The organism is Mycobacterium seoulense (genome assembly GCF_010731595.1).
GTDB lineage: Bacteria > Actinomycetota > Actinomycetes > Mycobacteriales > Mycobacteriaceae > Mycobacterium > Mycobacterium seoulense.
Window position 1 is genome coordinate 4,506,405 of sequence record NZ_AP022582.1, and the last position, 23,160, is coordinate 4,529,564.

26 protein-coding genes and 1 pseudogene are annotated in these 23,160 nt (G+C 68.3%); 18 read left to right on the plus strand and 9 right to left on the minus strand.

Annotation, left to right across the window (positions count from 1 at the left end):
* Window positions 1–112 precede the first annotated feature (112 nt).
* The 6 genes from G6N37_RS20890 to G6N37_RS20915 all read left to right on the plus strand — a co-directional run bounded on the left by G6N37_RS20890 (window position 113) and on the right by G6N37_RS20915 (window position 6,204).
* Window positions 113–1,096, plus strand: a complete 984-nt coding sequence (locus tag G6N37_RS20890; protein WP_163683332.1) for a pirin family protein — start codon at window positions 113–115, stop codon at window positions 1,094–1,096.
* Between the two features lie 2 nt (window positions 1,097–1,098).
* The gene (locus tag G6N37_RS20895; RefSeq protein WP_163683333.1) at window positions 1,099–1,734 is read left to right on the plus strand and encodes a TetR/AcrR family transcriptional regulator; all 636 of its coding nucleotides are present in this window, start codon (window positions 1,099–1,101) and stop codon (window positions 1,732–1,734) included.
* Between the two features lie 73 nt (window positions 1,735–1,807).
* Window positions 1,808–2,749 (plus strand): class I SAM-dependent methyltransferase, encoded by a 942-nt coding sequence (locus G6N37_RS20900; RefSeq protein ID WP_163683334.1) that lies wholly within the window; start codon window positions 1,808–1,810, stop codon window positions 2,747–2,749.
* 35 nt (window positions 2,750–2,784) lie between these two features.
* A complete protein-coding gene (locus G6N37_RS20905; protein WP_174813968.1) occupies window positions 2,785–3,717 on the plus strand; it encodes a class I SAM-dependent methyltransferase in 933 nt (310 codons plus the stop codon).
* 147 nt (window positions 3,718–3,864) lie between these two features.
* Window positions 3,865–5,292 carry an aldehyde dehydrogenase family protein gene (locus tag G6N37_RS20910; RefSeq protein WP_163683336.1) on the plus strand — a complete coding sequence of 476 codons (1,428 nt, stop codon included), beginning with the start codon at window positions 3,865–3,867 and terminating at the stop codon, window positions 5,290–5,292.
* Window positions 5,293–5,343: 51 nt separating this feature from the next.
* A complete protein-coding gene (locus G6N37_RS20915) occupies window positions 5,344–6,204 on the plus strand; it encodes an SDR family oxidoreductase (protein WP_163683337.1) in 861 nt (286 codons plus the stop codon).
* 30 nt (window positions 6,205–6,234) lie between these two features.
* Here the strand turns inward: G6N37_RS20915 and G6N37_RS20920 are convergent, their stop codons facing one another.
* On the minus strand, window positions 6,235–7,056 hold the full coding sequence (locus tag G6N37_RS20920; RefSeq protein ID WP_163683338.1) for a tyrosine-protein phosphatase: 822 nt from the start codon (window positions 7,054–7,056) through the stop codon (window positions 6,235–6,237).
* Window positions 7,049–8,269 (minus strand): acyl-CoA dehydrogenase family protein, encoded by a 1,221-nt coding sequence (locus tag G6N37_RS20925; RefSeq protein ID WP_163685333.1) that lies wholly within the window; start codon window positions 8,267–8,269, stop codon window positions 7,049–7,051. The genes G6N37_RS20920 and G6N37_RS20925 overlap by 8 nt, the downstream gene beginning before the upstream one ends.
* 147 nt (window positions 8,270–8,416) lie before the next feature.
* Here G6N37_RS20925 and G6N37_RS20930 point away from each other — a divergent pair, with 147 nt between their 5' ends.
* The 4 genes from G6N37_RS20930 to G6N37_RS20945 all read left to right on the plus strand — a co-directional run bounded on the left by G6N37_RS20930 (window position 8,417) and on the right by G6N37_RS20945 (window position 11,958).
* Window positions 8,417–8,878, plus strand: coding sequence for a nuclear transport factor 2 family protein (locus G6N37_RS20930; RefSeq protein WP_163683339.1), 462 nt, complete (start codon window positions 8,417–8,419; stop codon window positions 8,876–8,878).
* 231 nt (window positions 8,879–9,109) lie between these two features.
* A complete protein-coding gene (locus tag G6N37_RS20935) occupies window positions 9,110–10,207 on the plus strand; it encodes a Re/Si-specific NAD(P)(+) transhydrogenase subunit alpha (RefSeq protein WP_163683340.1) in 1,098 nt (365 codons plus the stop codon).
* A complete protein-coding gene (locus G6N37_RS20940) occupies window positions 10,208–10,537 on the plus strand; it encodes an NAD(P) transhydrogenase subunit alpha (RefSeq protein WP_163683341.1) in 330 nt (109 codons plus the stop codon).
* Window positions 10,534–11,958 carry an NAD(P)(+) transhydrogenase (Re/Si-specific) subunit beta gene (locus tag G6N37_RS20945; RefSeq protein WP_163683342.1) on the plus strand — a complete coding sequence of 475 codons (1,425 nt, stop codon included), beginning with the start codon at window positions 10,534–10,536 and terminating at the stop codon, window positions 11,956–11,958. The genes G6N37_RS20940 and G6N37_RS20945 overlap by 4 nt, the downstream gene beginning before the upstream one ends.
* 4 nt (window positions 11,959–11,962) lie before the next feature.
* Here the strand turns inward: G6N37_RS20945 and G6N37_RS20950 are convergent, their stop codons facing one another.
* On the minus strand, window positions 11,963–12,088 hold the full coding sequence (locus G6N37_RS20950; protein ID WP_007167223.1) for a hypothetical protein: 126 nt from the start codon (window positions 12,086–12,088) through the stop codon (window positions 11,963–11,965).
* Between the two features lie 162 nt (window positions 12,089–12,250).
* On the opposite strand from G6N37_RS20950, the gene G6N37_RS20955 reads away from it, so the two are divergent.
* A complete protein-coding gene (locus G6N37_RS20955) occupies window positions 12,251–12,874 on the plus strand; it encodes a TetR/AcrR family transcriptional regulator (RefSeq protein ID WP_083173605.1) in 624 nt (207 codons plus the stop codon).
* Window positions 12,875–12,882: 8 nt separating this feature from the next.
* Here G6N37_RS20955 and G6N37_RS26685 read toward each other — a convergent pair.
* Both G6N37_RS26685 and G6N37_RS20960 read right to left on the minus strand, forming a co-directional pair.
* A pseudogene (locus G6N37_RS26685) lies at window positions 12,883–12,983 on the minus strand (2-isopropylmalate synthase); the annotation flags it as partial.
* Complete coding sequence (locus G6N37_RS20960) at window positions 12,983–13,879, minus strand: alpha/beta hydrolase (protein WP_163683343.1); 897 nt, start codon at window positions 13,877–13,879, stop codon at window positions 12,983–12,985. The pseudogene G6N37_RS26685 and the gene G6N37_RS20960, both read right to left, overlap by 1 nt.
* A 108-nt stretch (window positions 13,880–13,987) precedes the next feature.
* Here G6N37_RS20960 and G6N37_RS20965 point away from each other — a divergent pair, with 108 nt between their 5' ends.
* From G6N37_RS20965 to G6N37_RS20995, 7 genes are all read left to right on the plus strand, one after another.
* Window positions 13,988–15,088, plus strand: coding sequence for an NAD(P)H-dependent amine dehydrogenase family protein (locus tag G6N37_RS20965; RefSeq protein ID WP_163683344.1), 1,101 nt, complete (start codon window positions 13,988–13,990; stop codon window positions 15,086–15,088).
* Between the two features lie 16 nt (window positions 15,089–15,104).
* Window positions 15,105–15,845 carry a glucose 1-dehydrogenase gene (locus tag G6N37_RS20970; protein ID WP_083173607.1) on the plus strand — a complete coding sequence of 247 codons (741 nt, stop codon included), beginning with the start codon at window positions 15,105–15,107 and terminating at the stop codon, window positions 15,843–15,845.
* A 61-nt stretch (window positions 15,846–15,906) separates the two neighbouring features.
* Window positions 15,907–16,497, plus strand: a complete 591-nt coding sequence (locus G6N37_RS20975) for a TetR/AcrR family transcriptional regulator (RefSeq protein ID WP_163683345.1) — start codon at window positions 15,907–15,909, stop codon at window positions 16,495–16,497.
* Between the two features lie 100 nt (window positions 16,498–16,597).
* Entirely contained in the window at window positions 16,598–17,350 is a 753-nt protein-coding gene (locus tag G6N37_RS20980) for a cysteine hydrolase (RefSeq protein WP_163683346.1), read from the plus strand.
* Window positions 17,337–18,281: an aldo/keto reductase gene (locus G6N37_RS20985; protein WP_163683347.1), complete on the plus strand. Its 945-nt coding sequence runs from the start codon at window positions 17,337–17,339 to the stop codon at window positions 18,279–18,281. Before G6N37_RS20980 ends, G6N37_RS20985 begins: the two co-directional genes overlap by 14 nt.
* Before the next feature lie 18 nt (window positions 18,282–18,299).
* Window positions 18,300–18,893 carry a DNA-3-methyladenine glycosylase I gene (locus G6N37_RS20990; protein ID WP_163685335.1) on the plus strand — a complete coding sequence of 198 codons (594 nt, stop codon included), beginning with the start codon at window positions 18,300–18,302 and terminating at the stop codon, window positions 18,891–18,893.
* Window positions 18,894–18,911: 18 nt separating this feature from the next.
* Window positions 18,912–20,252, plus strand: coding sequence for an FAD-binding oxidoreductase (locus tag G6N37_RS20995; protein ID WP_163683348.1), 1,341 nt, complete (start codon window positions 18,912–18,914; stop codon window positions 20,250–20,252).
* Between the two features lie 85 nt (window positions 20,253–20,337).
* Here the strand turns inward: G6N37_RS20995 and G6N37_RS21000 are convergent, their stop codons facing one another.
* The 4 genes from G6N37_RS21000 to G6N37_RS21015 form a co-directional block, all read right to left on the minus strand.
* Window positions 20,338–20,880, minus strand: a complete 543-nt coding sequence (locus tag G6N37_RS21000; protein WP_163683349.1) for a TetR/AcrR family transcriptional regulator — start codon at window positions 20,878–20,880, stop codon at window positions 20,338–20,340.
* A gap of 28 nt (window positions 20,881–20,908) precedes the next feature.
* A complete protein-coding gene (locus tag G6N37_RS21005) occupies window positions 20,909–21,763 on the minus strand; it encodes a thioesterase family protein (protein WP_163683350.1) in 855 nt (284 codons plus the stop codon).
* Window positions 21,764–21,776: 13 nt separating this feature from the next.
* The gene (locus G6N37_RS21010) at window positions 21,777–22,598 is read right to left on the minus strand and encodes an SMP-30/gluconolactonase/LRE family protein (protein ID WP_163683351.1); all 822 of its coding nucleotides are present in this window, start codon (window positions 22,596–22,598) and stop codon (window positions 21,777–21,779) included.
* Window positions 22,599–22,659: 61 nt separating this feature from the next.
* Complete coding sequence (locus G6N37_RS21015) at window positions 22,660–23,136, minus strand: SRPBCC family protein (RefSeq protein WP_163683352.1); 477 nt, start codon at window positions 23,134–23,136, stop codon at window positions 22,660–22,662.
* Between the last annotated feature and the right edge of the window lie 24 nt (window positions 23,137–23,160).

Consider the following 23,160-nt stretch of genomic DNA (forward strand, 5'->3'; position numbering starts at 1 on the left):
GGCTCGCGTCCCCCAAACATCAAGTCATCCTATGCAGCCCCGCCGTGACGCACCCGGGGAATAACTGGACCGCAGTCCGGTTATTCGGAGCAGTTCTCAATACGGAGGTCACATGCCCGCCATCACCGCCAACACGCTGACGTTGCCGCGCATCGGCGCGGCCGTCCCCGCCGACACCGAGCGCCCGGTCCGGTCGATCACCACCGGGCCGCGCGGCTACGAGGGGGAGGGCTTTCCCGTCGTCCGCGCCTTCGCCGGGGTGAGCGCTGCCGCCCTGGACCCCTTTGTGCACATGGACCAGATGGGCGAGGTGGAATACCAGCCGGGCGAGCCGAGGGGCACCGACTGGCACCCGCACCGCGGGTTCGAGACGGTCACCTACATGATCGACGGCAAGTTCGCCCACCAGGACTCCCACGGCGGCGGCGGCCTGATCACCGACGGCGCCACGCAGTGGATGACCGCGGGTTCGGGCATCCTGCACATCGAGACGCCGCCCGCCGAACTTGTCGACAGCGGCGGCCTCTTTCACGGCATCCAGTTGTGGGTGAACCTGCCGAAGAAGGACAAGTTCGCGCCGCCGAGGTACCAGGCCATCGAGGGTGGCGACGCAAAGTTGATCGCATCCGATGACGGCGGGGCGCTGGTCCGCATCATCGCCGGCGAGGTGGACGGCCACCGGGGGCCCGGCGTCACCCACACGCCGATCACCCTCGCCCACGCCACGATCGAAAAGGGCGCCCGCCTCAACCTTCCGTGGCGGCGCGATTTCAATGCGCTGGTGTACGTGTTGTCCGGAAGCGGATATGTCGGACCGGTCGCGCACCCGATTCGCGAGGGCCAATTGGGGGTGCTGGGGCCTGGAGATCGGATCACCGTTGGGGCCGACCGGGCGCAGGAATCGTCGCGCACACCGGCCATGGATGTGCTGCTTCTGGGTGGCCAACCCATTCGCGAACCGGTATTCCACTACGGCCCTTTCGTGATGAACTCACGGGCCGAATTGGTCGAGGCGGTGCAGGACTACCAGGCCGGCAAGTTCGGCAGCATTCCGCCAAATGCGCTAATGCCGCACCATGGCGGTGGCACACTTTAACGATGTCTTCAGGGGAGGGGCGCAGGCCAGGACGCCCCCCTGCCGCCAAGGCCGATGAGACGCGACAGCGAATCATGCAGGCCGCCCGCCTGGTCTTCAGCGAACGCGGTTACGACGGCGCGACCTTTCAGGCCATCGCGGCCCGCGCCGATCTGACCCGGCCGGCGATCAACCATTACTTCTCCAGCAAGCGCGTCTTGTATCGAGAGGTATTGGAGCAAACGAATGAAGCCATCATCGGAGCCGGGATCAGAGAGGCCGATCGGGAGACCACAATGGTGGCGCAGCTGACGACATTTATCTCCGCGGCGGTGCGCGCCAATTCCGAGAATCCGTCGGGGTCGGCGCTGATAATTTCCGGGGTACTCGAGTCGCAGCGGCACCCGGAGTGGAACAAGACCGAAAATGAGTCCGTGCGCGCCGTCCGGGAATTTTTGGATCGGGTCGTCAATGACGCGATCCAGCGCGGCGAGGTCGCCGCCGACATCGACGCGTCGGCGCTGGTCGAGTCCCTGGTCGTCATCATGTGCGGTGTCGGCTTGTACGCGGGCTGGGTGGAGAGCCCCCAGCAGATGCTGGCCGTGACCGGGATGCTCCGACAGCTGATGGAAGGCGCGCTCTGGCGGCCGGGCTCCTAGGCGCCCTTGGCGCAGTGAAGTTGCGCACAAAGCGTATAGGCTAACTAACTTATCCCGGTAGCATGGTCGGGTCATGACTGATCTGGATGAGTCGTTACCGCCTTCCCTGAGAACTGCCGGCGACAGCTGGGCCATCACCGAACTCGTCGGTGCCACCGCGCTGGGCGTCGCCGCGTCGCGGGCGGCGGAAACCGCCGGACGCGCTCCGCTGATCCGCGACGAGTTCGCGCGCGTATTGGTCTCGTCGGCCGGTCCGGCATGGGCCCGGCTCACCGATCCCGAGATGGCCTGGCTCGACGGCGATGAGCAGGGACGCCGCGCGCATCGCCTCGGCATCGACTACCAGGCGGTGCGGACGCACTTCTTCGACGAGTACTTCGCGGACGCCGTGTCGGCCGGGATTCGCCAGGTGGTCATCCTGGCCGCCGGGCTGGACGCGAGGGCCTACCGCCTGGACTGGCCGGACGGCACCGTCGTCTACGAGATCGACCAGCCCAAGGTGCTCGAGTACAAGGGCGGCATTCTGCAGCAGCAGGGCGCCGCACCCACTGCACACCGCCGCCCGGTCGCCGTCGACCTGCGCGACGACTGGCCGGCGGCGCTGGTCGCCGCGGGATTCGACCGGACCCGGCCGACCGCCTGGCTGGCCGAGGGCCTGCTCCCGTACCTGCCAAGCGACGCGCAGGACCGCCTCTTCGAACTCTTCACCGCCCTCAGCGCCCCGGGCAGCCAGGTCGCCATCGAGGCGTTCGGCCTGAACTCCCGGAGCAATTCGCAGCGCTGGCTGCGGATGCGGGAACGGCTCGGCCTGGACGTCAACGTGCAGGCGCTGACCTATCACGAACCGGACCGGTCGGACGCGGCCCGGTGGCTGAGCGACCACGGCTGGCAGGTACGCACCGTGGACAACCACGACGAAATGGCCCGGCTGGGCCGCCCGGTTCCCGAAGACCTGGCCGAGGACGCGGTGCGCAGCACGTTGCTGCGGGCGCGTCTCGGCGAGCCGACCGCCTGACTTCCCCCAACCCAAGGAGCACCGCGATGAGTTCCCTGCGCACCCACGACGACACCTGGGACATCAAGACCAGTGTCGGCAGCACGGCGGTGATGGTCGCCGCCGCCCGGGCCGTCGAAACCGAACGGCCCGACCCCCTCATCCGCGACCCGTACGCCAAGCTGCTGGTCACCAACGCCGGCGCCGGGGTGTTGTGGGAGCACATGCTGGACCCCGACGTCGCGGCCAAGGTGGAAGCCCTCGATGCCGAGTCGGCGGCGCAGCTCGAACACATGCGCAGCTATCAGGCGGTGCGCACCCACTTCTTCGACACCTACTTCAACGATGCGGTCGCCGCCGGAATCAGGCAGGTGGTGATCCTGGCGTCCGGCCTGGATTCACGCGCGTACCGCCTCGACTGGCCCGCGGGCACCGTGGTGTACGAGATCGACCAGCCCCAGGTGCTCGAGTACAAGTCCGCCACGTTGGCCGAGCACGGGGTGGCGCCCTCGGCCGACCGCCGCGCGGTGGCCATCGACCTGCGGCAGGACTGGCCGGCCGCGCTGCGCGCCGCGGGCTTCGACCCGACGGCGCGGACCGCGTGGCTGGCCGAGGGTCTCCTGATGTACCTGCCGGCCGAGGCGCAGGACCGGTTGTTCACCCAGATCGGCGAGCTGAGCCCGGCCGGAAGCCGGGTGTCGGCGGAGACCGCGCCCGCGCACGCCGACGAGCGTCGGCAGCAGATGCGCGAGCGGTTCCGGAAGGTGGCCGACGAGCTCGGCATCGAGGAGACCGTCGACGTCGGGGAGCTGATGTACCGCGACGAGCACCGGGCGGACGTCACGGACTGGCTGAACGACCACGGCTGGCGCGCGCAGGCGCAGCGCTCGACGGACGAGATGCGCCGGCTGGGCCGCTGGAACGAGAACGTCCCGCTGGCCGACGACGACGACGCCTTCTCCGACTTCGTCATCGCCGAGCGGGTCTAGCCCCAGCGCGCCCACCGGTTCGCCGGGGCCAGATCCTTTCTACTGCTCTCCCAACCGGATGGTTAGGATCGCGGTTATCACCCATTGAGCGCGCGTGCGACGAGCAGCGGGCGCCTCCGGGATGACCGAAGCAGGGGAAGGACAACGATGACCACCGAATCGGTTACACCCAAGACATCCGCCGCCAACGGTGCGCCGACGCCTCAGCCGGCGAACGTCCCCGCGACGGTCGAGCGGCTGCGCAAGACCTTCGCCACCGGGCGCACCCGCGACATCGAGTGGCGCAAACGGCAGTTGCTGCAGCTGGCCAAGCTGATGGAAGAGAACGAGGCGGCCATCGCGGCCGCTCTGGCCGAGGATCTGGACCGCAGCCCGTTCGAGGCGTTCATCGCCGACGTCGCGACCACGGCCGGCGAGGCGAAGTACGCGGCCAAACGGGTGCGCAGGTGGACGCGCCGCAAATACCAGCTGCTGGAGATGCCGCAGCTGCCCGGCCGCGGATGGATCGAATACGAGCCCTACGGCACCGTGCTGATCATCGGCGCGTGGAATTACCCGTTCTACCTGACCCTGGGGCCCGCGGTCGGCGCGATCGCCGCGGGCAACGCCGTCATTCTCAAGCCCTCGGAGATCGCCGCGGCGTCGGCGCACCTGATGGCCGAGCTGGTGCCCAAATACCTCGACAACGACGCGATTGCCGTGGTCGAGGGCGACGGTTCGGTCAGCCAGGAGCTCATCGCGCAGGGCCTGGACCGCGTGCTGTTCACCGGCGGCACCGAGATCGGCCGCAAGGTCTACGAAGGCGCCGCGCCGCACCTGACGCCGTGCACGCTGGAACTCGGCGGCAAGAGCCCGGTGATCGTGGCGGCCGACGCCGACGTGGACGTCGCCGCCAAGCGGATCGCCTGGATGAAGCTGCTGAACGCCGGGCAGACCTGCGTGGCCCCCGACTATGTGTTGGCCGACGCCAAGATTCGTGACGAGCTGGTGGACAAGATCGGCGCGGCCATCACCAAGTTCACGTCGGACAAGCCCGACGGAATGCGGATCGTCAACCAGCGCCAGTTCGACCGGATCAGCAGCTACCTGGCCGGTGGCGACGGCAAGGTCATCGTCGGCGGGAAGTGTGACCCGTCGAGCCTGCGCATCCAACCCGCCGTCGTGGTCGACCCCGACCCGAACGGCCCGCTGATGCAGAACGAGATCTTCGGGCCCGTCCTGCCGGTGATCACAGTCCAATCCCTCGACGACGCAATACGTTTCGTCAACTCCCGGCCCAAGCCGCTGTCCGCCTACCTGTTCACCAAGACACGCGAGACCCGCGAACGGGTGATCAAGGAGGTGCCGGCCGGCGGCATGCTCGTCAACCACCTGGCCTTCCAGGTGTCGACGGCCAAGCTGCCGTTCGGCGGTGTGGGCGCATCGGGGATGGGCGCCTACCACGGCCGCTACGGCTTCGAGGAGTTCAGCCACCGCAAGTCGGTGCTGACCAAGCCGACCCGGCCCGACCTGTCGAGCTTCATCTACCCGCCGTACACCCCGCGGGCCTTCAAAATGGCCCGCCGAATGTTCTGATCGCCCGAAATCGCTTACTAGGACGTAGTTTTCACCTGAGAGAGGAACCTGATGCCCGGAGTGCAGGATCGTGTCATCGTCGTCACCGGAGCCGGTGGGGGGCTGGGCCGTGAATACGCCCTGACCCTCGCCCGTGAAGGCGCCAGCGTCGTCGTGAACGACCTCGGCGGCGCCCGCGACGGCACCGGCGCCGGACACAACATGGCCGACCACGTCGTCAACGAGATCAAGGACGCGGGTGGCCGGGCGGTCGCCAACTATGACAGCGTCGCCGACCCCGAGGGCGCGGCCAACATCATCAAGACGGCGCTCGACGAGTTCGGCGCCGTGCACGGCGTGGTGAGCAACGCCGGGATCCTGCGTGACGGCACCTTCCACAAGATGACGTTCGAGAACTGGGACGCGGTGCTCAAGGTGCACCTGTACGGCGGCTACAACGTGCTGCGTGCCGCCTGGCCGCATTTCCGCGAGCAGAGCTATGGCCGCGTCGTCGTCGCCACATCCACCAGCGGCCTGTTCGGCAACTTCGGGCAGACCAACTACGGCGCGGCAAAGCTCGGCCTGGTCGGCATGATCAACACGCTGGCGCAGGAGGGGGCGAAGTACAACATCCACGCCAACGCCGTCGCGCCGATCGCGGCGACCCGGATGACCGAGGACATCCTGCCCAAGGAGGTGCTCGAGAAGCTGACGCCCGAGTACGTCGCGCCGGTGGTGGCCTACCTGTGCACGGAGGAAAACGCCAACAACGCATCGGTTTTCGTCGTCGGGGGCGGAAAGGTGCAGCGGGTGGCGCTGTTCCAGAACGAGGGCGCCAACTTCGACCAGCCGCCGTCAGTGGAGGACGTCGCCGCGCACTGGGCGGAGATCGACGACCTCTCGGCGGCCAAGCAGGCCAACTTCAAGCTGTAGCGGTCGGCGGCCGGGGCCGCGTGGATCCGGTCAGGTGAGCAGCGCCCGGCGCAGCCGATCCACGTCGGCCTCGGTGATGCCCGCATCGCTCAAATAGGCGTCCAGCGAACCGAATTGCTCGTCGATCGTCTGGCGCGCCGCGGCCAGGTACTCGGGCCGGACGCCGAGGACACCGTCGGACAGCCGCGCCTCGGTGAAGGTCATCACCTCCGGGGTCAGCTCGGTCTCCGAGCGCTGCTGGATCATCTCCGAGATCCGGGCCCGCAGCTCCGACACGGCGTCATTGCTGCGCAGGTAGTCGGCGACGATGGCGTCGCGGTCGATGCCGACGGTTTCCAGCACCGTCGCCACCACGAAGCCGGTGCGGTCCTTGCCCGCGAAGCAGTGGGTGAGGACGGGCCGCCCGGCGGCCAGCAGCGTGACCACGCGGTGCAGCGCGCGCTGGGCGCCGTTGCGGGTGGGGAACTGGCGGTACTCGTCGACCATGTAGCGGGCAGCGGTGTCGTTGATGGACTCGTCGGGCTCGCCGTTGGTCATCAATTGCCGGAACGCGTGCTCGTGGGGGGCGTCGTCGCCCTCCCCGGCGTCGTCGGCGAGGTCCGGGAACGGCAGCAGGTGGACGTCGACGCCGTTGGGAACCCGTCCCGGGCCTCGGCGGGCGACCTCACGGGCGGCGCGCAGGTCGGCGACGTCGGTGATGCCCAGCTCCCTCAACGTCGACCGGCCGTGGTCGTCCAGGCGGCTCAGCTCGCTGGACCGGAACAGCCGGCCCGGCCGCAGCGCGCCCACGCCGTCGGCGACGTCGCGAAAGTTCCACGCGCCGGGCAACTCCCGGAGGGCGGCCTTACCCATGTGCGGTGACCGCAGCGGCGAGCGGGGACTTCTCCCCGCCGAGTTCGGCGCGCGCGATGGTCCGCATGTGCACCTCGTCGGGGCCGTCGAACAGGCGCATGGCCCGATGCCAGCCGTACGACCGGGCCAGCACCGTGTCCTCGCTGACCCCGGCGGCGCCGTGCACCTGGATGGCGCGGTCGATCACATCGCAGGCCACCTGCGGCGCGACGGCCTTGATCTGCGAGACCAACGTGTGGGCGGCCTTGTTGCCGTGCTGGTCGATCGTCCACGCCGCCTTGTGGCACAACAGCCGGGCCTGATCGATCTCGTTGCGGGACTTGGCGATCGCCTCCCGCACCACGCCCTGCTCGGCCAGCGGGCGGCCGAACGCCACTCGCTTCTGCGCCCGGTCGACCATGAGGGCCAGGGCCCGCTCGGCGCCGCCGAGCGCGCGCATGCAGTGGTGGATGCGGCCCGGGCCCAGTCGGGCCTGGGCGATGGCGAAGCCGCCACCTTCCTCCCCGAGCAGATTGGTGACCGGGACCCGGACGTTGTCGTAGATGATCTCGCAGTGGCCGGGCTGGTCCTGGTAACCGAAGACCGTCGTGGAACGGACGACCGTCACGCCGGGGGTGTCGATCGGCACCAGGACCATCGACTGCTGCTGGTGGCTGGCCGCCTCGGGGTTGGTACGGCCCATGACGATCAGGATCTTGCAACGCGGGTCCGACGCGCCGGAGGTCCACCACTTGCGCCCGTTGATGACGTAGTCGCCACCGTCGCGGACGATGGAGGTCTCGATGTTGCGCGCGTCGCTGCTGGCGACCGCCGGCTCGGTCATGGAGAAGGCGCTGCGGATTTCGCCGCCCAGCAACGGCTCCAGCCACTGCTTGCGCTGCTCCTCGGTGGCGAACAGGTGCAGGGTCTCCATGTTGCCGGTGTCGGGCGCCGCGCAGTTGAGCGCCTCGGGCGCGATCTCCAGGCTCCAGCCGGTGATCTCGGCCAGGGGGGCGTATTCCAGGTTGGTCAGGCCCGACTCGGCCGGCAGGAACAGGTTCCACAGCCCGCGCTCTTTGGCCTTGGTCTTCAGCTCCTCGATGATCGGCGGGACGGTGTGGTCGTCCGGGCCGGCCTCTTGCCGGTACTTGTCGTAGTCGGCCTCGGCCGGGAAGACGTACTCGGTCATGAAGTCGGTCAATCGCTGGTGGTAATCGTTGGCTTTGGCCGACATCGCGAAGTCCATGCCGTCACCATAGGACACGTGCGACGACGCCCGATATGGCGAGTCGCGTTGGTTCACCTACGCGACACCGAAGCCACGCACACGACACGCCGCGACGGGTGTGCGTGGCTTCAGTCTCGCGGTAGACATGGCGCCATGAGCGAATCCCGTCCGCCGTTCCCCCCGTTCAGCCATGAGACGGCGTGCAAGAAGGTGCAGGCCGCCGAGGACGCCTGGAACACCCGCGACCCGCACCGCGTCAGCCTGGCGTACACGCCGGACTCGCAGTGGCGCAACCGCGGCGAACACGTGGTCGGCCGCGACGAGATCGTGGCGTTTCTGACCCGCAAGTGGCAGCGCGAACTCGACTACGCGTTGCGAAAGAGCTTGTGGGACTTCCATGACAACCGCATCGCCGTGCGATTCCAGTACGAGTGCCGCGACGCGAGCGGCCAGTGGTACCGCAGCTACGGCAACGAGTTGTGGGAGTTCGCCCCGTCCGGCTTGATGGCGCGGCGCGAGGCCAGCATCAACGATGTGCGGATCGACGAGTCCGAGCGCCGCTACTTCGGGCCCCGGCCGGCGGCGGAGCACGGCCAGGACATCCCGCTCTGGTAGCCGGCGGGCCACAACGCCGTCTTGTGACTCCACAACGCGGCGGGCGCTACTGCGTGCGCCCCGGCTGACGAACCATCGACGGGAGCCGATCGGCCGCGGCGTGGGTATCCCGCCCCGGTCGATCGCACGTCCGGGGCGGATTCCGGCAGGCGTTAAGGTAGCCAAGCGTGCGGCCCCCAGCGGCGGCACATCCAAAACGGCAGGAAAGTGCGGGAAGCAGATGTACGCGCCATGACAGATGCGCAGACGACGGTAGGGGTGGTCGCCGAGTCCGGGGCCGACGAACGGCGGGTCGCGCTGGTGCCCAAGGCGGTGGCGTCCCTGATCGGCAGCGGGGTGGCGGTAGTGGTCGAGGCGGGCGCGGGTGAAGGCGCGTTGCTTCCCGACCAGCTCTACACCGAGGCCGGTGCAAGCATCGGCGACGCCTGGGCCGCCGACATCGTCGTGAAGGTGGCGCCGCCCACCAAAGAAGAAGTCGCCAGGTTGCGCCGCGGGCAGACCCTGATCGGGTTCCTGGCACCGCGCAACGCCGACAACTCGATCGGCGCGCTCACCGAGGCCGGCGTGCAGGCGTTCGCGCTCGAAGCCATCCCGCGGATCTCCCGGGCCCAGGTGATGGACGCGCTCTCGTCGCAGGCCAACGTCGCCGGCTACAAGGCCGTGCTGCTGGCCGCATCGGAGTCGACGCGGTTCTTCCCCATGCTGACGACCGCGGCCGGCACCGTGAAGCCGGCCAGCGTGCTGGTGCTCGGCGTGGGGGTGGCCGGGTTGCAGGCGCTGGCAACGGCCAAACGGCTGGGCGCGCGCACCTCCGGCTACGACGTGCGCCCCGAGGTGGCCGATCAGGTCCGCTCAGTCGGGGCCCAATGGCTCGACATCGGTATCGACGCGGCCGGTGAGGGCGGGTACGCCCGAGAGCTCACCGAAGACGAACGCGCCCAGCAGCAGCAGTCCCTCGAGAAGGCGATCGCCGGGTTCGACGTGGTGATCACCACGGCGCTGGTGCCGGGACGGCCCGCGCCCCGGCTGGTGACCGCCGCGGCGGTGGAGTCGATGAAGCCCGGCAGCGTGGTGGTGGACCTGGCCGGGGAGACCGGGGGCAACTGCGAACTCACCGAGCCGGGGCAGACCGTCGTCAAGCACGACGTGACCATCGCCTCGCCGCTGAACCTGCCGGCGACGATGCCCGAGCACGCCAGCGAGCTCTACAGCAAGAACATCACCGCGCTACTGGACTTGTTGATCACCGACGGCAAGCTGGCCCCCGACTTCGACGACGAAGTCGTCGCGGCGGCCTGCGTCACTCGTGCCGGGAAAGAAGGCGCATAGATGTACGACGAGCTATTGGCCAACCTGGCGATCCTGGTGCTGTCCGGGTTCGTCGGGTTCGCGGTCATCTCCAAGGTGCCCAACACGCTGCACACGCCGCTGATGTCGGGGACCAACGCCATTCACGGCATCGTGGTGCTGGGCGCGCTGGTGGTGTTCGGCGAGGTCGAGCACCCCTCCCTGGCGGTGCAGATCATCCTGTTCGTCGCGGTGGTGTTCGGCACGCTGAACGTCATCGGCGGCTTCATCGTCACCGACCGGATGCTCGGCATGTTCAAGGGCAAGAAGAAAGCCGTGCCTGCCAAGACCGAAGACCTGGCGGCGAAATGAATTACCTGGTCACCGTCCTCTACATCATTTCGTTCGCGCTGTTCATCTATGGCCTGATGGGCCTGACGGGTCCCAAGACCGCGGTGCGGGGGAACCTGATCGCCGCGGTGGGCATGGCCATCGCCGTGGCCGCGACGCTCATCAAGATCCGCCACACCGAGTCCTGGGTGCTGATCATCGCCGGCCTGATCGTGGGTGTGGTGCTGGGCGTCCCGCCGGCGCGGCTGACCAAGATGACCGCCATGCCCCAGCTGGTGGCGTTCTTCAACGGCGTCGGCGGCGGCACCGTCGCGCTCATCGCGCTGTCGGAATTCATCGAGACGAGCGGCTTTTCCGCCTTCCAGCACGGCGAGTCGCCGACCGTGCACATCGTGGTGGCGTCGTTGTTCGCCGCCATCATCGGCTCGATCTCGTTCTGGGGCTCGATCATCGCGTTCGGCAAGCTGCAGGAGATCATCTCCGGGTCGCCGATCGGCTTCGGCAGGGCGCAGCAACCGATCAACCTGCTGCTGCTCGCCGCCGCGGTGGCGGCGGCCGTGGTCATCGGCCTGCACGCGCACCCCGGCACCGGTGGGGTGTCGTTGTGGTGGATGGTCGGCCTGCTGGCCGCCGCCGGAGTGCTCGGCCTGATGGTGGTGCTGCCGATCGGCGGCGCCGACATGCCTGTGGTCATCTCTCTGCTCAACGCGATGACCGGGCTGTCGGCCGCGGCGGCCGGCCTGGCGCTCAACAACACCGCGATGATCGTGGCCGGCATGATCGTCGGCGCGTCCGGCTCGATCCTGACCAACCTCATGGCCAAGGCGATGAACCGCTCGATCCCCGCGATCGTCGCGGGCGGATTCGGCGGCGGGGGCGTTGCGCCCAGCGGCGACGCGGGCGGCGACAAGCACGTCAAGGCGACCTCGGCCGCGGACGCCGCGATCCAGATGGCCTACGCCAACCAGGTGATCGTGGTGCCCGGATACGGCCTGGCGGTCGCCCAGGCCCAGCACGCCGTCAAGGACATGGCGTCACTGCTGGAGGGCAAGGGCGTCCCGGTCAAGTACGCGATCCACCCGGTCGCCGGCCGGATGCCCGGGCACATGAACGTCCTGCTGGCGGAGGCCGAGGTCGACTACGACGCCATGAAGGACATGGACGACATCAACGACGAGTTCGCCCGCACCGACGTCGCGATCGTCATCGGCGCCAACGACGTCACCAACCCGGCGGCGCGCAACGAGCAGTCCAGCCCGATCTACGGCATGCCCATCCTCAACGTGGACAAGGCCAAATCGGTGATCGTGCTCAAGCGGTCGATGAACTCGGGGTTCGCGGGCATCGACAACCCGCTGTTCTACGCCGACGGGACGACGATGCTGTTCGGGGATGCGAAGAAGTCGGTGACCGAGGTCGCCGAGGAACTGAAGGCGTTGTGAGTCGTTAAACCGGCGGGTAGGCGGGCGGCGGGTAGCCGTTGCCGTCGACGACGCCGCGCAGCCCCCACGGGACGTAGCGGAAGAAGAACTCGATCTCGTCGCTAGCGTCGTAGTCCGGGCTCGGATCCATGAGGCCACCCCTCTAGTCGCGACTTGAGCTTTGACGGCGAGTCTAGCCCCATCCTGGTCGGGGCGACACCTGGCGTTTGCCTAAACTGTCCAACCAGTTGATTGATAATTGGCCGTGCCCGGCACCCGGCAACCGGTCCGGCAATGACGATAGCGAGTACAGATGCCATCCGAGAACGGACGAACGCGCCGCGAGGAGTTGCTGGCGGTGGCCACCAAGCTGTTCGCCGCCCGCGGCTACCACGGCACCCGGATGGATGACGTCGCCGACGTGATCGGACTCAACAAGGCGACGGTCTACCACTACTACGCCAGCAAATCCCTGATCCTCTACGACATCTACCAGCAGGCCGCCGAGCGCACGCTGGCCGCCGTTCACGATGACCCCTCGATGACCGCGCGAGAGGCGTTGTACCAGTACACCGTGCGCCTGCTCGACCAGATCGCTGCCAATCCCGAGGGTGCCGCCGTGTATTTCCAGGAGCAGCCGTACATCACCGAGTGGTTCACCGAAGAGCAGGTCGCCGCGGTGCGGGAAAAGGAAACCCAGGTCTACGAGCACGTGCACGGCCTCATCGACCGGGGCATCGCCAGCGGCGAGTTCTACCAGTGCGACTCCCATGTCCTGGCGCTGGGCTACATCGGTATGACGCTGGGCGCCTACCGCTGGTTGCGGCCCAGCGGGCGGCGCAGCGCCAAGGAGATCGCCGCCGAATTCAGCACCGCGCTGCTACGCGGGCTGATCCGTGACGAAGCGATCCGCACCAGTTCCCCGCTCGGGCCCTAGGCCAGATGGTGGCGACCCGCTTCGCCCGGCTGCGCCGCGCTCGCGATCGCCACTAGGCCCGATGGTGGCGACCCGCTTCGCCCGGCTGCGCCGCGCTCGCGATCGCCACTAGGCGTCCGCGGCCTTGAGGTGCTTGTCGAGGAAGGCGAGCTGATCGGCCACCACACGCTCGAACGCCTCGTCGACGTAGATCGCGAAGTGCCCCTCGGGATACACCTTGACCTCACCGCGCGGAGCCTTGGCCGCATAGCGCAGCGTCGGCCCCGGCGGAGCCACCGAGTCGGCTTCGCACACGCAGAACAGGATCGGGCAGGGGATCTTCGCGGTGTCGCGGCCGGGACGATAGGCCATGATGCGCAACGCGATTCGGGCCGCCACCTCCTGGGCGATGTCCACACCGTCGGGCACCAGCCTCAGATAGCCCGGGTACGCGTCGGGTGCGTTCATCAGCGCGACCTCGCCCGGTCTCCCCACCGTCGGGATCATGACCGGTGGTTTCCCGAGCCGTTCGGCGAGCAGGTCGCGGGCGGCCCGAATCCCGACGCGTAAAAAGATCAGCGGGGACAGCGTCCGTATCGACGCGACGGAGTCGGTGAAGGGGCATTGCACCACCGCGGCCGCGATACCCGGCAGCCGGGCCGCCGTGGCGATCACATGCCCGCCGGCAAAAGAGGTGCCCCACAGCGCGATTCGATCGTGGTCGATTCCCGGAAGGGTGCGCGCGTAAGCGACCGCGGCGGCCCAGTCGGCGAGCTGCAGCCCGACGTCGAGCACCTGGCGCGGCTCACCCTCGCTGTCGCCGAAGTTGCGGTAGTCGAACACCAGGCAGGCGTAACCGGCCCCGCTGAATCGTTCGGCGTAGGCGTCGAGCCGCATCGTGCGCACCCCGCCCAGGCCGTGCGCCATCACCAACAGCGGCGCCGGTGCGCTGCCGGTCGGCCGGTAGAGCCAGGCGCTGATGAGAACCCCACCGGAGGGGAACCGGACGTCTTCACGTTGTGCCATCAACCAGTCATTCTGCCCGGCGGGCCGCGACCCGTCCGCCGGTATGCGCCACAGATTTTATGGACTACTGTCTAGAAACGTTTGAGCGCTCAACGAACGGAGACTCTCATGGCGATCCGCGTCGCGCACGTTGGTACCGGAAACGTCGGAGGGTTGGCCTTAACCGAGCTGATCACCAATCCGCAGTTCGAATTGACGGGCGTGTGTGTGTCCACCCCGGAGAAGGTGGGCAAGGACGCCGGCGAACTGTGCGGGGTCGGTCTCGCCGCCGGTGTCGTCACCGGCGTTACGGCCGTCTCCGACCTCGACGCCCTGCTGGCCACCAAGCCCGAGTGCGTCGTCTACTGCGCGATGGGAGACACCCGGCTGCCCGACGCCATGGCCGACGTCATGCGCATCCTGGCCGCCGGCGTCAACGTCGTCGGGTCCTCGCCGGGGCTGCTGCAATACCCGTGGGGCGTGATGCCCGACAAGTACATCGAACGCGTCGAAGATGCGGCCCGACAAGGCAATTCGAGCATCCTCATCACCGGGGTCGACCCCGGGTTCATCAACGACCTCATCCCCTTCGCGCTGGCGGGCACCTGTCAGAGCATCGAGCAGGTGCGCTGCATGGAGATCGCCGATTACGCCACCTACGACGGCGCGGAAGTCATGCACTACATGGGATTCGGCCGGCCCCTCGACGAGGTGCCGATGCTGCTGCAGCCGGGCATCCTCGGCATCGCCTGGGGGACGGCGATCCGCCAGCTGGCGGCGGGCCTGGGCATCGAGATCGACGAGATCACCGAGTCCTACCAGCGGGAGCCCGCGCCGGAAGACTTCGACATCGCCGTCGGGCGCGTTCCCAAGGGCACCATGGCCGCGCTGCAATTCGAGATCCGCGGCATGTCCGACGGGCGACCGGCCATCGTCATCGAGCACATCACCCGGCTGCGGCCGGACCTGCGACCCGACTGGGCGCAGCCGGCCGCGGGCGGCGGCTCCTACCGCGTCGAGATCACCGGCGAGCCGTCCTACGCCGTGGACATCGTTCCCAGCAGCCGCAAGGGCGACCACAACCACGCCGCGATCGTCGGCGCCGCCGGGCGCATCGTCAACGCCATTCCCGCGGTGATCGCCGCGCCCCCCGGCATCCGGACCACGCTCGACCTGCCGTTGGTGACCGGAAAAGGCCTCTACGCACCAACCACTTTGGTGAGCACCTAAATCGAAAGGAGTCCCTGTGGGACGGGTAGAAGGCAAAGTCGCGCTCATCAGTGGCGGCGCTCGCGGGATGGGCGCCGAGCATGCGCGGCTGCTGGCGGCCGAGGGCGCCAAGGTCGTGATCGGCGACATCCTCGACGACGAGGGCAAGGCGGTGGCCGACGAAATCGGCGACTCCGTGCGCTACGTCCACCTCGACGTCACCCAGCCCGACCAGTGGGACGCCGCCGTCGAGACCGCGATCGGCGAATTCGGCAAGCTCAACGTGTTGGTCAACAACGCCGGCACCGTCGCGCTCGGCCCGTTGAGGAGTTTCGATCTGGCCAAGTGGCAGAAGGTGATTGACGTCAACCTGACCGGAACCTTCCTGGGCATGCGGGTGGCCGTCGATCCGATGATCGCTGCGGGAGGCGGCTCGATCATCAACGTGTCCTCGATCGAGGGCCTGCGCGGCGCGCCCATGGTGCACCCCTACGTCGCCTCCAAGTGGGCGGTGCGTGGTCTGGCCAAGTCCGCGGCGCTGGAGCTGGCGCCGCACAACATCCGGGTCAACTCCGTGCACCCCGGCTTCATCCGTACCCCGATGACCGCGCACCTGCCCGAGGACATGGTGACCATTCCGCTCGGTCGCCCGGCCGAGTCGCGCGAGGTCTCGACCTTCATCCTGTTCCTGGCCAGCGACGAGTCGTCCTACGCGACCGGAAGCGAGTTCGTCATGGACGGCGGATTGGTGACCGACGTGCCGCACAAGCCGTTCTAGCGTTCAGCGCCGGCCGCGTCGCAGCCGTTAAGATAACTGACCGGTCGGCTAACATCGAGAGATGCCGCGTCCCCCGAATCCCGAGGTGCGGAGTCGCCTGCTTGCCGCGGGGCTCGAACTGGTGCACGCGCGCGGATTCTCTGCGAGCGGCGTCAAGGACATCACCGACGCGGCGGGCGTGCCGAAGGGGTCGTTCTACGCGTATTTCCCGAGCAAGGAAGCGTTCGCGGCGGCGATCCTCGAGCATTACTGGGCCGACATCGAGACGCGCCTGCTGCCGATCCTCGACGAAGCCGGGCCGGCGCAGGACCGGATCACCCGCTTCTTCCATGCTCTTGCCGACGAGCACGAGGCCGGCGACTTCCTGCTTGGCTGCTTGATCGGCAATCTGTCACTCGAGCTGGGCGGTTCGAGCGAACCGGTGCGCGCCGAACTCGTGCGCATTCTCGATCGCTGGGGCGCGGCCCTCACCGAGTGTGTGCGGTCCGGGCAGCGGCGTTCCGGCGGCGTCCGTCGCGACCTCGCCGCTCCGGAACTCGCCTCCCAGCTGATCGAGGCGTGGGAAGGTGCGGCCCTGCGGGGGAAGGTGAGCCGCAGTAGGGCCCCGTACGACCGATTCGAATCGACCACGGTCCCGGCACTCCTGCACTGAGGCGGTCGGCGGCGGAATGGTTCACGGGCCCCGCTTGTTAAATAGACGACTGGTCATCTATTATTGAGGCCTTCCGCTTCCGAACACGAGGACGTGTGCCATGCCAGAGCCAAGCAGCGAAGCCGACCGGCAAACGCCTGAGCTGCCGCCTTCCGGCTTCGTGCTCGACCTCGATCGCGCCGCGCTGGTCCTCACCGATCCGCAGATCGATTTCCTGAGCCCGGCGGGCGTCGCATGGCACGTCTTCGGCGACGGGGTCCTGGACAACGACGTCGTCGCCCATATCGGCGAGCTGCTCGACGCCGCGAAGCGGGTGGGCATCACCGTCGCGGTGTCACCGCACTACTTCTTTCCCACCGACAAGCAGTGGCGGTTCGGTGACCCGCTCGAAAAGTTCATGGACTCGGTGGGCATGTTCGCGCGCCAAAGCGCTTACCGGGCGGACGGATTCGCCGGCTCTGGCGCCGACTTCCTGCCGGCGTACCGGCACCACATCCACGACGGTCAGACCGTCATCGCCTCACCCCACAAGATCGTCGGTCCGGAGTCGAACGACCTGGTGCTTCAGCTGCGCAAGCGCGGCGTCACCCAGGTCGTCCTGGCGGGGATGGCCGCCAACCTGTGCGTCGAAGGCCACCTGCGCGAGCTCATCGAGCAGGGCTTCGAGGTCGCCGTCGTCAAGGACGCCACGGCGGGCCCGCGCCTGCCCGAATGCGATGGCTATCTTGCCGCGTTGGTGAATTTCCAATTCCTCGCCAGCGCAGTCTGGACTACGTCCGAAGCTGTCGCCCTGCTGACCAAGCAGGCCGATCCGTCGAAAACAAAGGAGGCCGAAAGCCATGGCACCGAATGAAAGTCTCAGCCAGCGCAGGTTCGTCCTGAACGATGGAAGCGGTGCGATCCCGGCGCTCGGGTTCGGCACGTCGCTTTCCGACAACACCAAGACCCGTGCTGCCGTCAAGGCCGCGGTCGAGGCCGGGTTCCGTCACCTTGACGCCGCCGAGCGGTATCGCAACGAAGCCGAGGTGGGTGCGGCGCTCAAAGAGCTTTTCGCGGCAGGGACCGTGCGCCGTGAGGACTTGTTCGTGACCACGAAGCTGTGGAACAACAACCATCGACCGGAGCGAGTGAAGCCCGCCCTGCAGGCCAGCCTGAACAGGCTCGGGCTGGACGCGGTCGATCTGTATCTGGTGCATACCCCGTTCGCGTTCAAGCCCGGCGACGATCAAGACCCCCGCGACATCCATGGGGCCGTCGTCTACGACGACGGGGTCACGTTGGCGGACACCTGGGCGGCGATGGAAGTCCTGGTCGACCAGGGCCTCACGCGGGCGATCGGCCTCTCCGACATCGATGCCGAGGGCACCCGAAAAATCCTGAAGACTGCCCGCATCAAGCCGGCGGTGGTGGAAGTCGAGTCGCACCCGTATCACCCGCAATGGGAACTCCACGAGATGCGTCAGACCGACGGCATCATCCTGTTGGCCTTCGCCTCGCTCGGTCACGCGCTGGAGCCGCGACTGCTCGACGACCCTCTCGTCGTATCGATCGCTCGGCGGCTCGGCAAGACGCCCGCACAAGTGCTTCTGGCCTGGGGCGTCCAGCGCGGCAGCGCCGTTCTCACCGCGTCCGTTTCACCGGCGCGCATCCGCGAGAACTTCGATGTCACAGCGCTTCCCGACAGCGCCATGCACGAGATCAACGAACGTCTCGACACTCGGATCCGGTTCAATTCCGTTGTGGACGCGGGCGAACCGGGATTTGCCGAGGTTCCCCGGGGCTAGGGTGGTGCAGTGAAGGCGATGGCCGGCATCGGCGTGCCGACCCACCTTGCCAGCGTCATATCCGGCCCCGACGGCGTCACTCGCTGCCGGTGGGCCACCCAGACGGGCCGCGATCTGACCGCCTACCACGATCATGAGTGGGGCACACCGGTACACGGGGAGGCCCCGCTCTTCGGGGCGCTTGTGCTGACCTACTTCGAGAACGGCCTGTCGTGGGCGACCGTTTTCGACAAGCGGGACAACCTGCGCAAGGCGTTTCACGGATTCGACCCGGCCGCGGTCGGAGAAATGACGCCCGAAGACGTCGAAAGGTTGATGACCGATGCCTCGATCATCCGCCATCGACGCAAGATCGAAGCCACGCTCCACAACGCCCGCCTGTTATCGACACACTCGTTGTCGCGACTGGCGTGGCAACATCAACCCCGCCGGCACCATCGGCTCCGAAGCTTAAGCGATGGCAGGATGGTGAGCCCGGAGTCACGCCGGCTCTCAGGAGCATTGCGAGAAGCGGGTTTTCGCATGGTCGGGCCCGTGGTCGCCCACTCGTTCATGCAGACCGTCGGGATTGAAATCGGTCATTTCGAGGGCTGTTTCCGCGCGCCGGCGTGAGGTGCTATAACCGCGGGCATGCTGCGTAGCCTGGCCGAGGTAGTGGGACCGAACCACGTCGTCACCGATCCCGACGTGCTCGCGGGCCGCAGCGTCGACCACACCGGTCGCTATCGGGGACGGGCCAGCGCGCTGGTGCGCCCCGGTTCGGCCGAGCAGGTCGCCGAGGTGCTGCGGGTGTGCCGGGATGCCGGGGCACATGTGACGGTGCAGGGCGGCCGCACCTCGCTGGTGGCGGGCACGGTGCCCGAGCACGACGACGTGCTGCTGTCCACCGAGCGGCTGCACGCCCTCGACGACGTCGACGCCCTCGAGCGCCGCGTCCGGGTGGATGCGGGTGCCACGCTGGCGGCCGTGCAACGCGCCGCGGGCGCCGCGGGCCTGGTGTTCGGGGTGGATCTGGCCGCCCGGGACACCGCGACCGTCGGCGGGATGGCGTCGACGAACGCCGGCGGCCTGCGCACGGTCCGGTACGGCAACATGGGCGAGCAGGTCGTCGGCCTCGAGGTGGCGCTGCCCGACGGCTCGCTGCTGCGCCGGCACAGCCGGGTCCGCCGGGACAACACCGGCTACGACCTGTCGGCGCTGTTCGTCGGCGCCGAGGGCACCCTCGGTGTCATCACCGCGCTGGACCTGCGGCTGCACCCCACCCCCGCGCGGCGGGTGACGGCGATCTGCGGGTTCGCCGAGCTCGGCGCCCTGGTGGATGCGGGCCGGACGTTCCGGGACGCCGACGGCATCGCCGCGCTGGAATTGATCGACGGCCGGGCGGCCGCCCTGACCGGCGAGCACCGGGGCGTCGGATCACCGGTCGAGGGCGCCTGGCTGTTGCTGGTGGAGCTGGCCGGCGACGACGACCAGACCGACCGGCTGGCCGGCCTGCTCGACGGCGCGCGTCTGTGCTCCGAGCCCGCGGTCGGCGTGGATGTTGCTGCGCAGCAACGGTTGTGGCAGGTTCGCGAGGCGCTGGCCGAGGTGCTCGGCGTGTACGGGCCGCCGCTGAAGTTCGACGTCTCCCTGCCGCTCTCGGCTATCGACGGGTTCGCCAGTGCGGCAGTCGATCTGGTCGGTGCGCACGCCCCGGAGGCACTCCCCGTGCTGTTCGGTCACATCGGGGAGGGCAACCTGCACCTGAACGTGCTGCGCTGCCCGGTCGACCGGGAACTCGCGCTGTACGAGCCGATGATGGAACTCATCGCGCGGTCCGGCGGCAACGTCAGCTCCGAGCACGGCGTCGGCACGCGCAAGCGCCACTACCTTGGCATGTCCCGGGAACCGGCGGACATCGCGGCGATGCGGACCATCAAGGCCGCGCTGGACCCGACGGGGTACCTCAACGCCGCGGTGCTGTTCGACTAGCGGACTTCCTTTCGTGCCGCGAGGGTGCGCTGCGGTACGCCCGATACGGCGTGTCGCGGTGCAGACACGCACGCTCGCGGGGTGATTAATCGGAAGGCGCCTTGATCCCGACCGCGTGCCGCAGCTGCGCCAGGAACTGGTCCGCGTCGTCGCTGCGGACGATGTAGTGCGAGATCGCGATCCGGATCACCGTCGCCGCCTTCACCGCGGCGTTGGGCCCGGGCAGGTGCCGCTGCAGGCCCTCGCGCATCTGTGGGATGACCCACGAGAACTGGGCGATGGTGTGCTCGGGCTCGACGTCGACCATGCGCACCCCGGAGTACGAATGCTGGTACTCGACGATGAATCGCAGCACGGCGTCGAGTTTGTCGACGCCCTTCAGGCCGGCGGTCGCCTTGATGAGGCCGCTTTCGAAGATCTGGCGCTCGTAGCTCGAGAACGCCGACAACAGTTCCTCTTTGGACGCGAACCAGCGGTAGAGCGTCGGGCGCGAAACCCCGGCCTGGGCGGCGACGTCGGACAGGCTGAGCTTCGTCTTGCCGTTGCGGCCGAGAACCTCGGCGGTGGCGTCGAGGATGCGCTGACGCGTCGAGGTGTCGGGTTCTGCGGTCTGGGCCGGACGGCTCATACGTGCAACTCTACGAAGTCGTTCACCGTTATTTCGCTTCCCGGCCGGACTTGCCCGGGCGCGGGCGCACCAGCACGGACTGCTGGATGGCGCCGACCGCGCCCCGCTCGTCGAACAAGGTGCCGATCGTGGTGCCGACACCGTCCGGGCCGTAACTGGTCTCGGCGCGAATGCCGATCCAGTCACCGTCGGGAACCCGGAACACGTGCACGGCCAGATCGGTGTTGAGGAACGTCCACCGGGTGATGTTGAGCTTGCTGCCGATGCCGTTGGCGCAGTCGGCCACGGCGAACAGGCGCTCCAGCGGTGTCATGGTCTCGCCGGTGACCAGGTCCACGGTCGGGCGGATCCACGATTCGCCGGGGCCCTCGCTCAGCGGCTCCGTCAGCCACAGCCAGTCCAGGCTGTGCACGTAGTTGCGGTCCCACTCCCGTGCCTTGAGGTTGCGGTTGCGCGCCTCGCTGCGCGGCCCGGGCATCGGGGCCGCGGCGTGGGCCACCGCGCGCGTGTCCAGCGTCTGCAACCGCCATCCGCTGGCGCGCGCCACCGCCCGGGGTTGGCCGTCGGGACCGGGGGCCAGCATCTCGGCGCTGACCAGTTCGATCTGTTTCCCGCCGCGCTGGACCTGCGCGGTGACCCACAGGTCGCCCTCGGCGGGCACCCCGCCCAGCAGGTCGATGACGACGCGCGACAGGCGGGTGTCCTCGCGCTGCTGGCAGCGCTCCAGCGCCCGCACCAGCAGCGCCGACACCGGACCGCCGTGCTGGATCGCGGCCGACCAGGTGCCGCGCGCCAGGTCGGTGGCCCGGAACTTCTCGCACTCGGGATAATTGCCGCCCGGGGCGGCGGCGCCATCGACGAGCTCGTAGTAGGAGTCCGACATCGTCAACCTCTCGTCAGGGCAGGCCGGCGCCGGGGGTGCTCACCGTGACGGCATCCAGCCGCGACAGCCGGGTGCCGATCAGGCGCTGGGGGTATGCGTCCGTGCTCGACAACAAGAACAGTGTCCGGCGCTCGGGGCCGCCGAGCGCGCAGGCGATGGCGACACGCTCGCCCATGTCGATGCGGTCGGTCACGGCGCCGCCCTCGACGATCCGCTCGAACTGGTGGGCCAGGGTCATCGACGCCCACACCGCGCCGTCGGCGTCGAGCGCGATGCCGTCGGGCGGCCCGTCCAGGCCGTCGGCGAACGGTCGGCGCTCGGCCAGTCCGCCGTCGGCGCCGATGGTGAAGGCGGTCAGCCGCCGGCCGATCGACTCGGCGACGATGAGGGTCTCGCGGTCGGGCGTGATCACCATTCCGTTGGGAAAGTCGAGGTCTTGGGCGACGACGGTGGCGGTGCTGTCCTCGGGATCCAGCCGGATGATCGAGCCGCCGCTTCGCGCCTGGCATCCGATGTAGGCGCGGCCCACGTCGTCGATGACCATGTCGCCGAGGTTGGCCGGGGCCAGCTCGGCGAGATCGGCGATGGTGTCGACGGTTTCACCGTCGTAGCGCAAGACCTTGCGGTCTTCGGCCGAGACGATCAGTAGCGACCCGTCGGGCCGGAAACCCAGACCCGAGGGGGAATGCCCGGGCAGCGGCAACGTGGTCAGCGAGCCCCCCATCGTGGAGGTGTGCACCGCCTCGCCCAGCATGTCGGAGAACCACAGCAGGCCCTCGAACCAGCGTGGCCCTTCGCCGAAGCAGAAGCCGTTGGCCAGCGGCTCGGGAATCATCCGGGCACGCCTTCCGCTTTACAAAACACCGCCAAAGTGTCACGCACCGCGGGTACCGGTGTCAATCTTGCGACTTGGCGAGTTCTCGCGCGACCGCCTCATGGTAGGCATCTATCTTCGCGGGATTGACCTGTGCAAAGAGCTGATCCGGCAGCGGGGCGTGCTTGGCCGCCTCGATCGTCATGGTCCGGGAGAACAGTGTGATGTCCTGCCCCGGTCTGGTGAACCGGTACGCCACCGTGATGCGGCCCTCCATTCCCCCGGCGCCATCGCGATCGTGGCCCAGGCGCCCGACCGAGGTGAACACGAAGAGCTCCGGGCGCACCGCGGCCGCCAGTTGCCAGGTGAAGATCCGGTCGCCGTCGGGACCCGCCTCCTCCCAGGTGTCGCCGACGCGCAACGACAGCTCCGGCAGGCCGCCGATGTGCGCGCTGCCGGGATAGGTCTTGGTCCAGTTCTCCGGGTTCGTGACGAAGTCGTAGACGGTCTCGGCGGACTGGGTGAATGCGGTCTCCGAAGTGCTGGTCACGATACCCAATTGCGTTGCCTCCGTGTGTATTCC

Excerpts from the sequence above, each read along its gene's own strand:
- G6N37_RS20930 (WP_163683339.1), top strand. The coding sequence starts at position 8,417 with ATGAGCGAATCCCGTCCGCCGTTCCCCCCGTTCAGCCATGAGACGGCG.
- G6N37_RS20935 (WP_163683340.1), top strand. The coding sequence starts at position 9,110 with ATGACAGATGCGCAGACGACGGTAGGGGTGGTCGCCGAGTCCGGGGCC.
- G6N37_RS21005 (WP_163683350.1), bottom strand. The coding sequence starts at position 21,763 with ATGTCGGACTCCTACTACGAGCTCGTCGATGGCGCCGCCGCCCCGGGC.
- G6N37_RS20995 (WP_163683348.1), top strand. The coding sequence starts at position 18,912 with ATGCTGCGTAGCCTGGCCGAGGTAGTGGGACCGAACCACGTCGTCACC.
- G6N37_RS21010 (WP_163683351.1), bottom strand. The coding sequence starts at position 22,598 with ATGATTCCCGAGCCGCTGGCCAACGGCTTCTGCTTCGGCGAAGGGCCA.
- G6N37_RS20925 (WP_163685333.1), bottom strand. The coding sequence starts at position 8,269 with ATGTCGGCCAAAGCCAACGATTACCACCAGCGATTGACCGACTTCATG.
- G6N37_RS20910 (WP_163683336.1), top strand. The coding sequence starts at position 3,865 with ATGACCACCGAATCGGTTACACCCAAGACATCCGCCGCCAACGGTGCG.
- G6N37_RS20980 (WP_163683346.1), top strand. The coding sequence starts at position 16,598 with ATGCCAGAGCCAAGCAGCGAAGCCGACCGGCAAACGCCTGAGCTGCCG.
- G6N37_RS20950 (WP_007167223.1), bottom strand. The coding sequence starts at position 12,088 with ATGGATCCGAGCCCGGACTACGACGCTAGCGACGAGATCGAGTTCTTC.
- G6N37_RS20890 (WP_163683332.1), top strand. The coding sequence starts at position 113 with ATGCCCGCCATCACCGCCAACACGCTGACGTTGCCGCGCATCGGCGCG.
- G6N37_RS20915 (WP_163683337.1), top strand. The coding sequence starts at position 5,344 with ATGCCCGGAGTGCAGGATCGTGTCATCGTCGTCACCGGAGCCGGTGGG.
- G6N37_RS20940 (WP_163683341.1), top strand. The coding sequence starts at position 10,208 with ATGTACGACGAGCTATTGGCCAACCTGGCGATCCTGGTGCTGTCCGGG.
- G6N37_RS20975 (WP_163683345.1), top strand. The coding sequence starts at position 15,907 with ATGCCGCGTCCCCCGAATCCCGAGGTGCGGAGTCGCCTGCTTGCCGCG.
- G6N37_RS20955 (WP_083173605.1), top strand. The coding sequence starts at position 12,251 with ATGCCATCCGAGAACGGACGAACGCGCCGCGAGGAGTTGCTGGCGGTG.
- G6N37_RS21000 (WP_163683349.1), bottom strand. The coding sequence starts at position 20,880 with ATGAGCCGTCCGGCCCAGACCGCAGAACCCGACACCTCGACGCGTCAG.
- G6N37_RS20900 (WP_163683334.1), top strand. The coding sequence starts at position 1,808 with ATGACTGATCTGGATGAGTCGTTACCGCCTTCCCTGAGAACTGCCGGC.
- G6N37_RS20990 (WP_163685335.1), top strand. The coding sequence starts at position 18,300 with ATGGCCGGCATCGGCGTGCCGACCCACCTTGCCAGCGTCATATCCGGC.
- G6N37_RS20985 (WP_163683347.1), top strand. The coding sequence starts at position 17,337 with ATGGCACCGAATGAAAGTCTCAGCCAGCGCAGGTTCGTCCTGAACGAT.
- G6N37_RS20965 (WP_163683344.1), top strand. The coding sequence starts at position 13,988 with ATGGCGATCCGCGTCGCGCACGTTGGTACCGGAAACGTCGGAGGGTTG.
- G6N37_RS20945 (WP_163683342.1), top strand. The coding sequence starts at position 10,534 with ATGAATTACCTGGTCACCGTCCTCTACATCATTTCGTTCGCGCTGTTC.
- G6N37_RS20895 (WP_163683333.1), top strand. The coding sequence starts at position 1,099 with ATGTCTTCAGGGGAGGGGCGCAGGCCAGGACGCCCCCCTGCCGCCAAG.
- G6N37_RS20920 (WP_163683338.1), bottom strand. The coding sequence starts at position 7,056 with ATGGGTAAGGCCGCCCTCCGGGAGTTGCCCGGCGCGTGGAACTTTCGC.
- G6N37_RS20960 (WP_163683343.1), bottom strand. The coding sequence starts at position 13,879 with ATGGCACAACGTGAAGACGTCCGGTTCCCCTCCGGTGGGGTTCTCATC.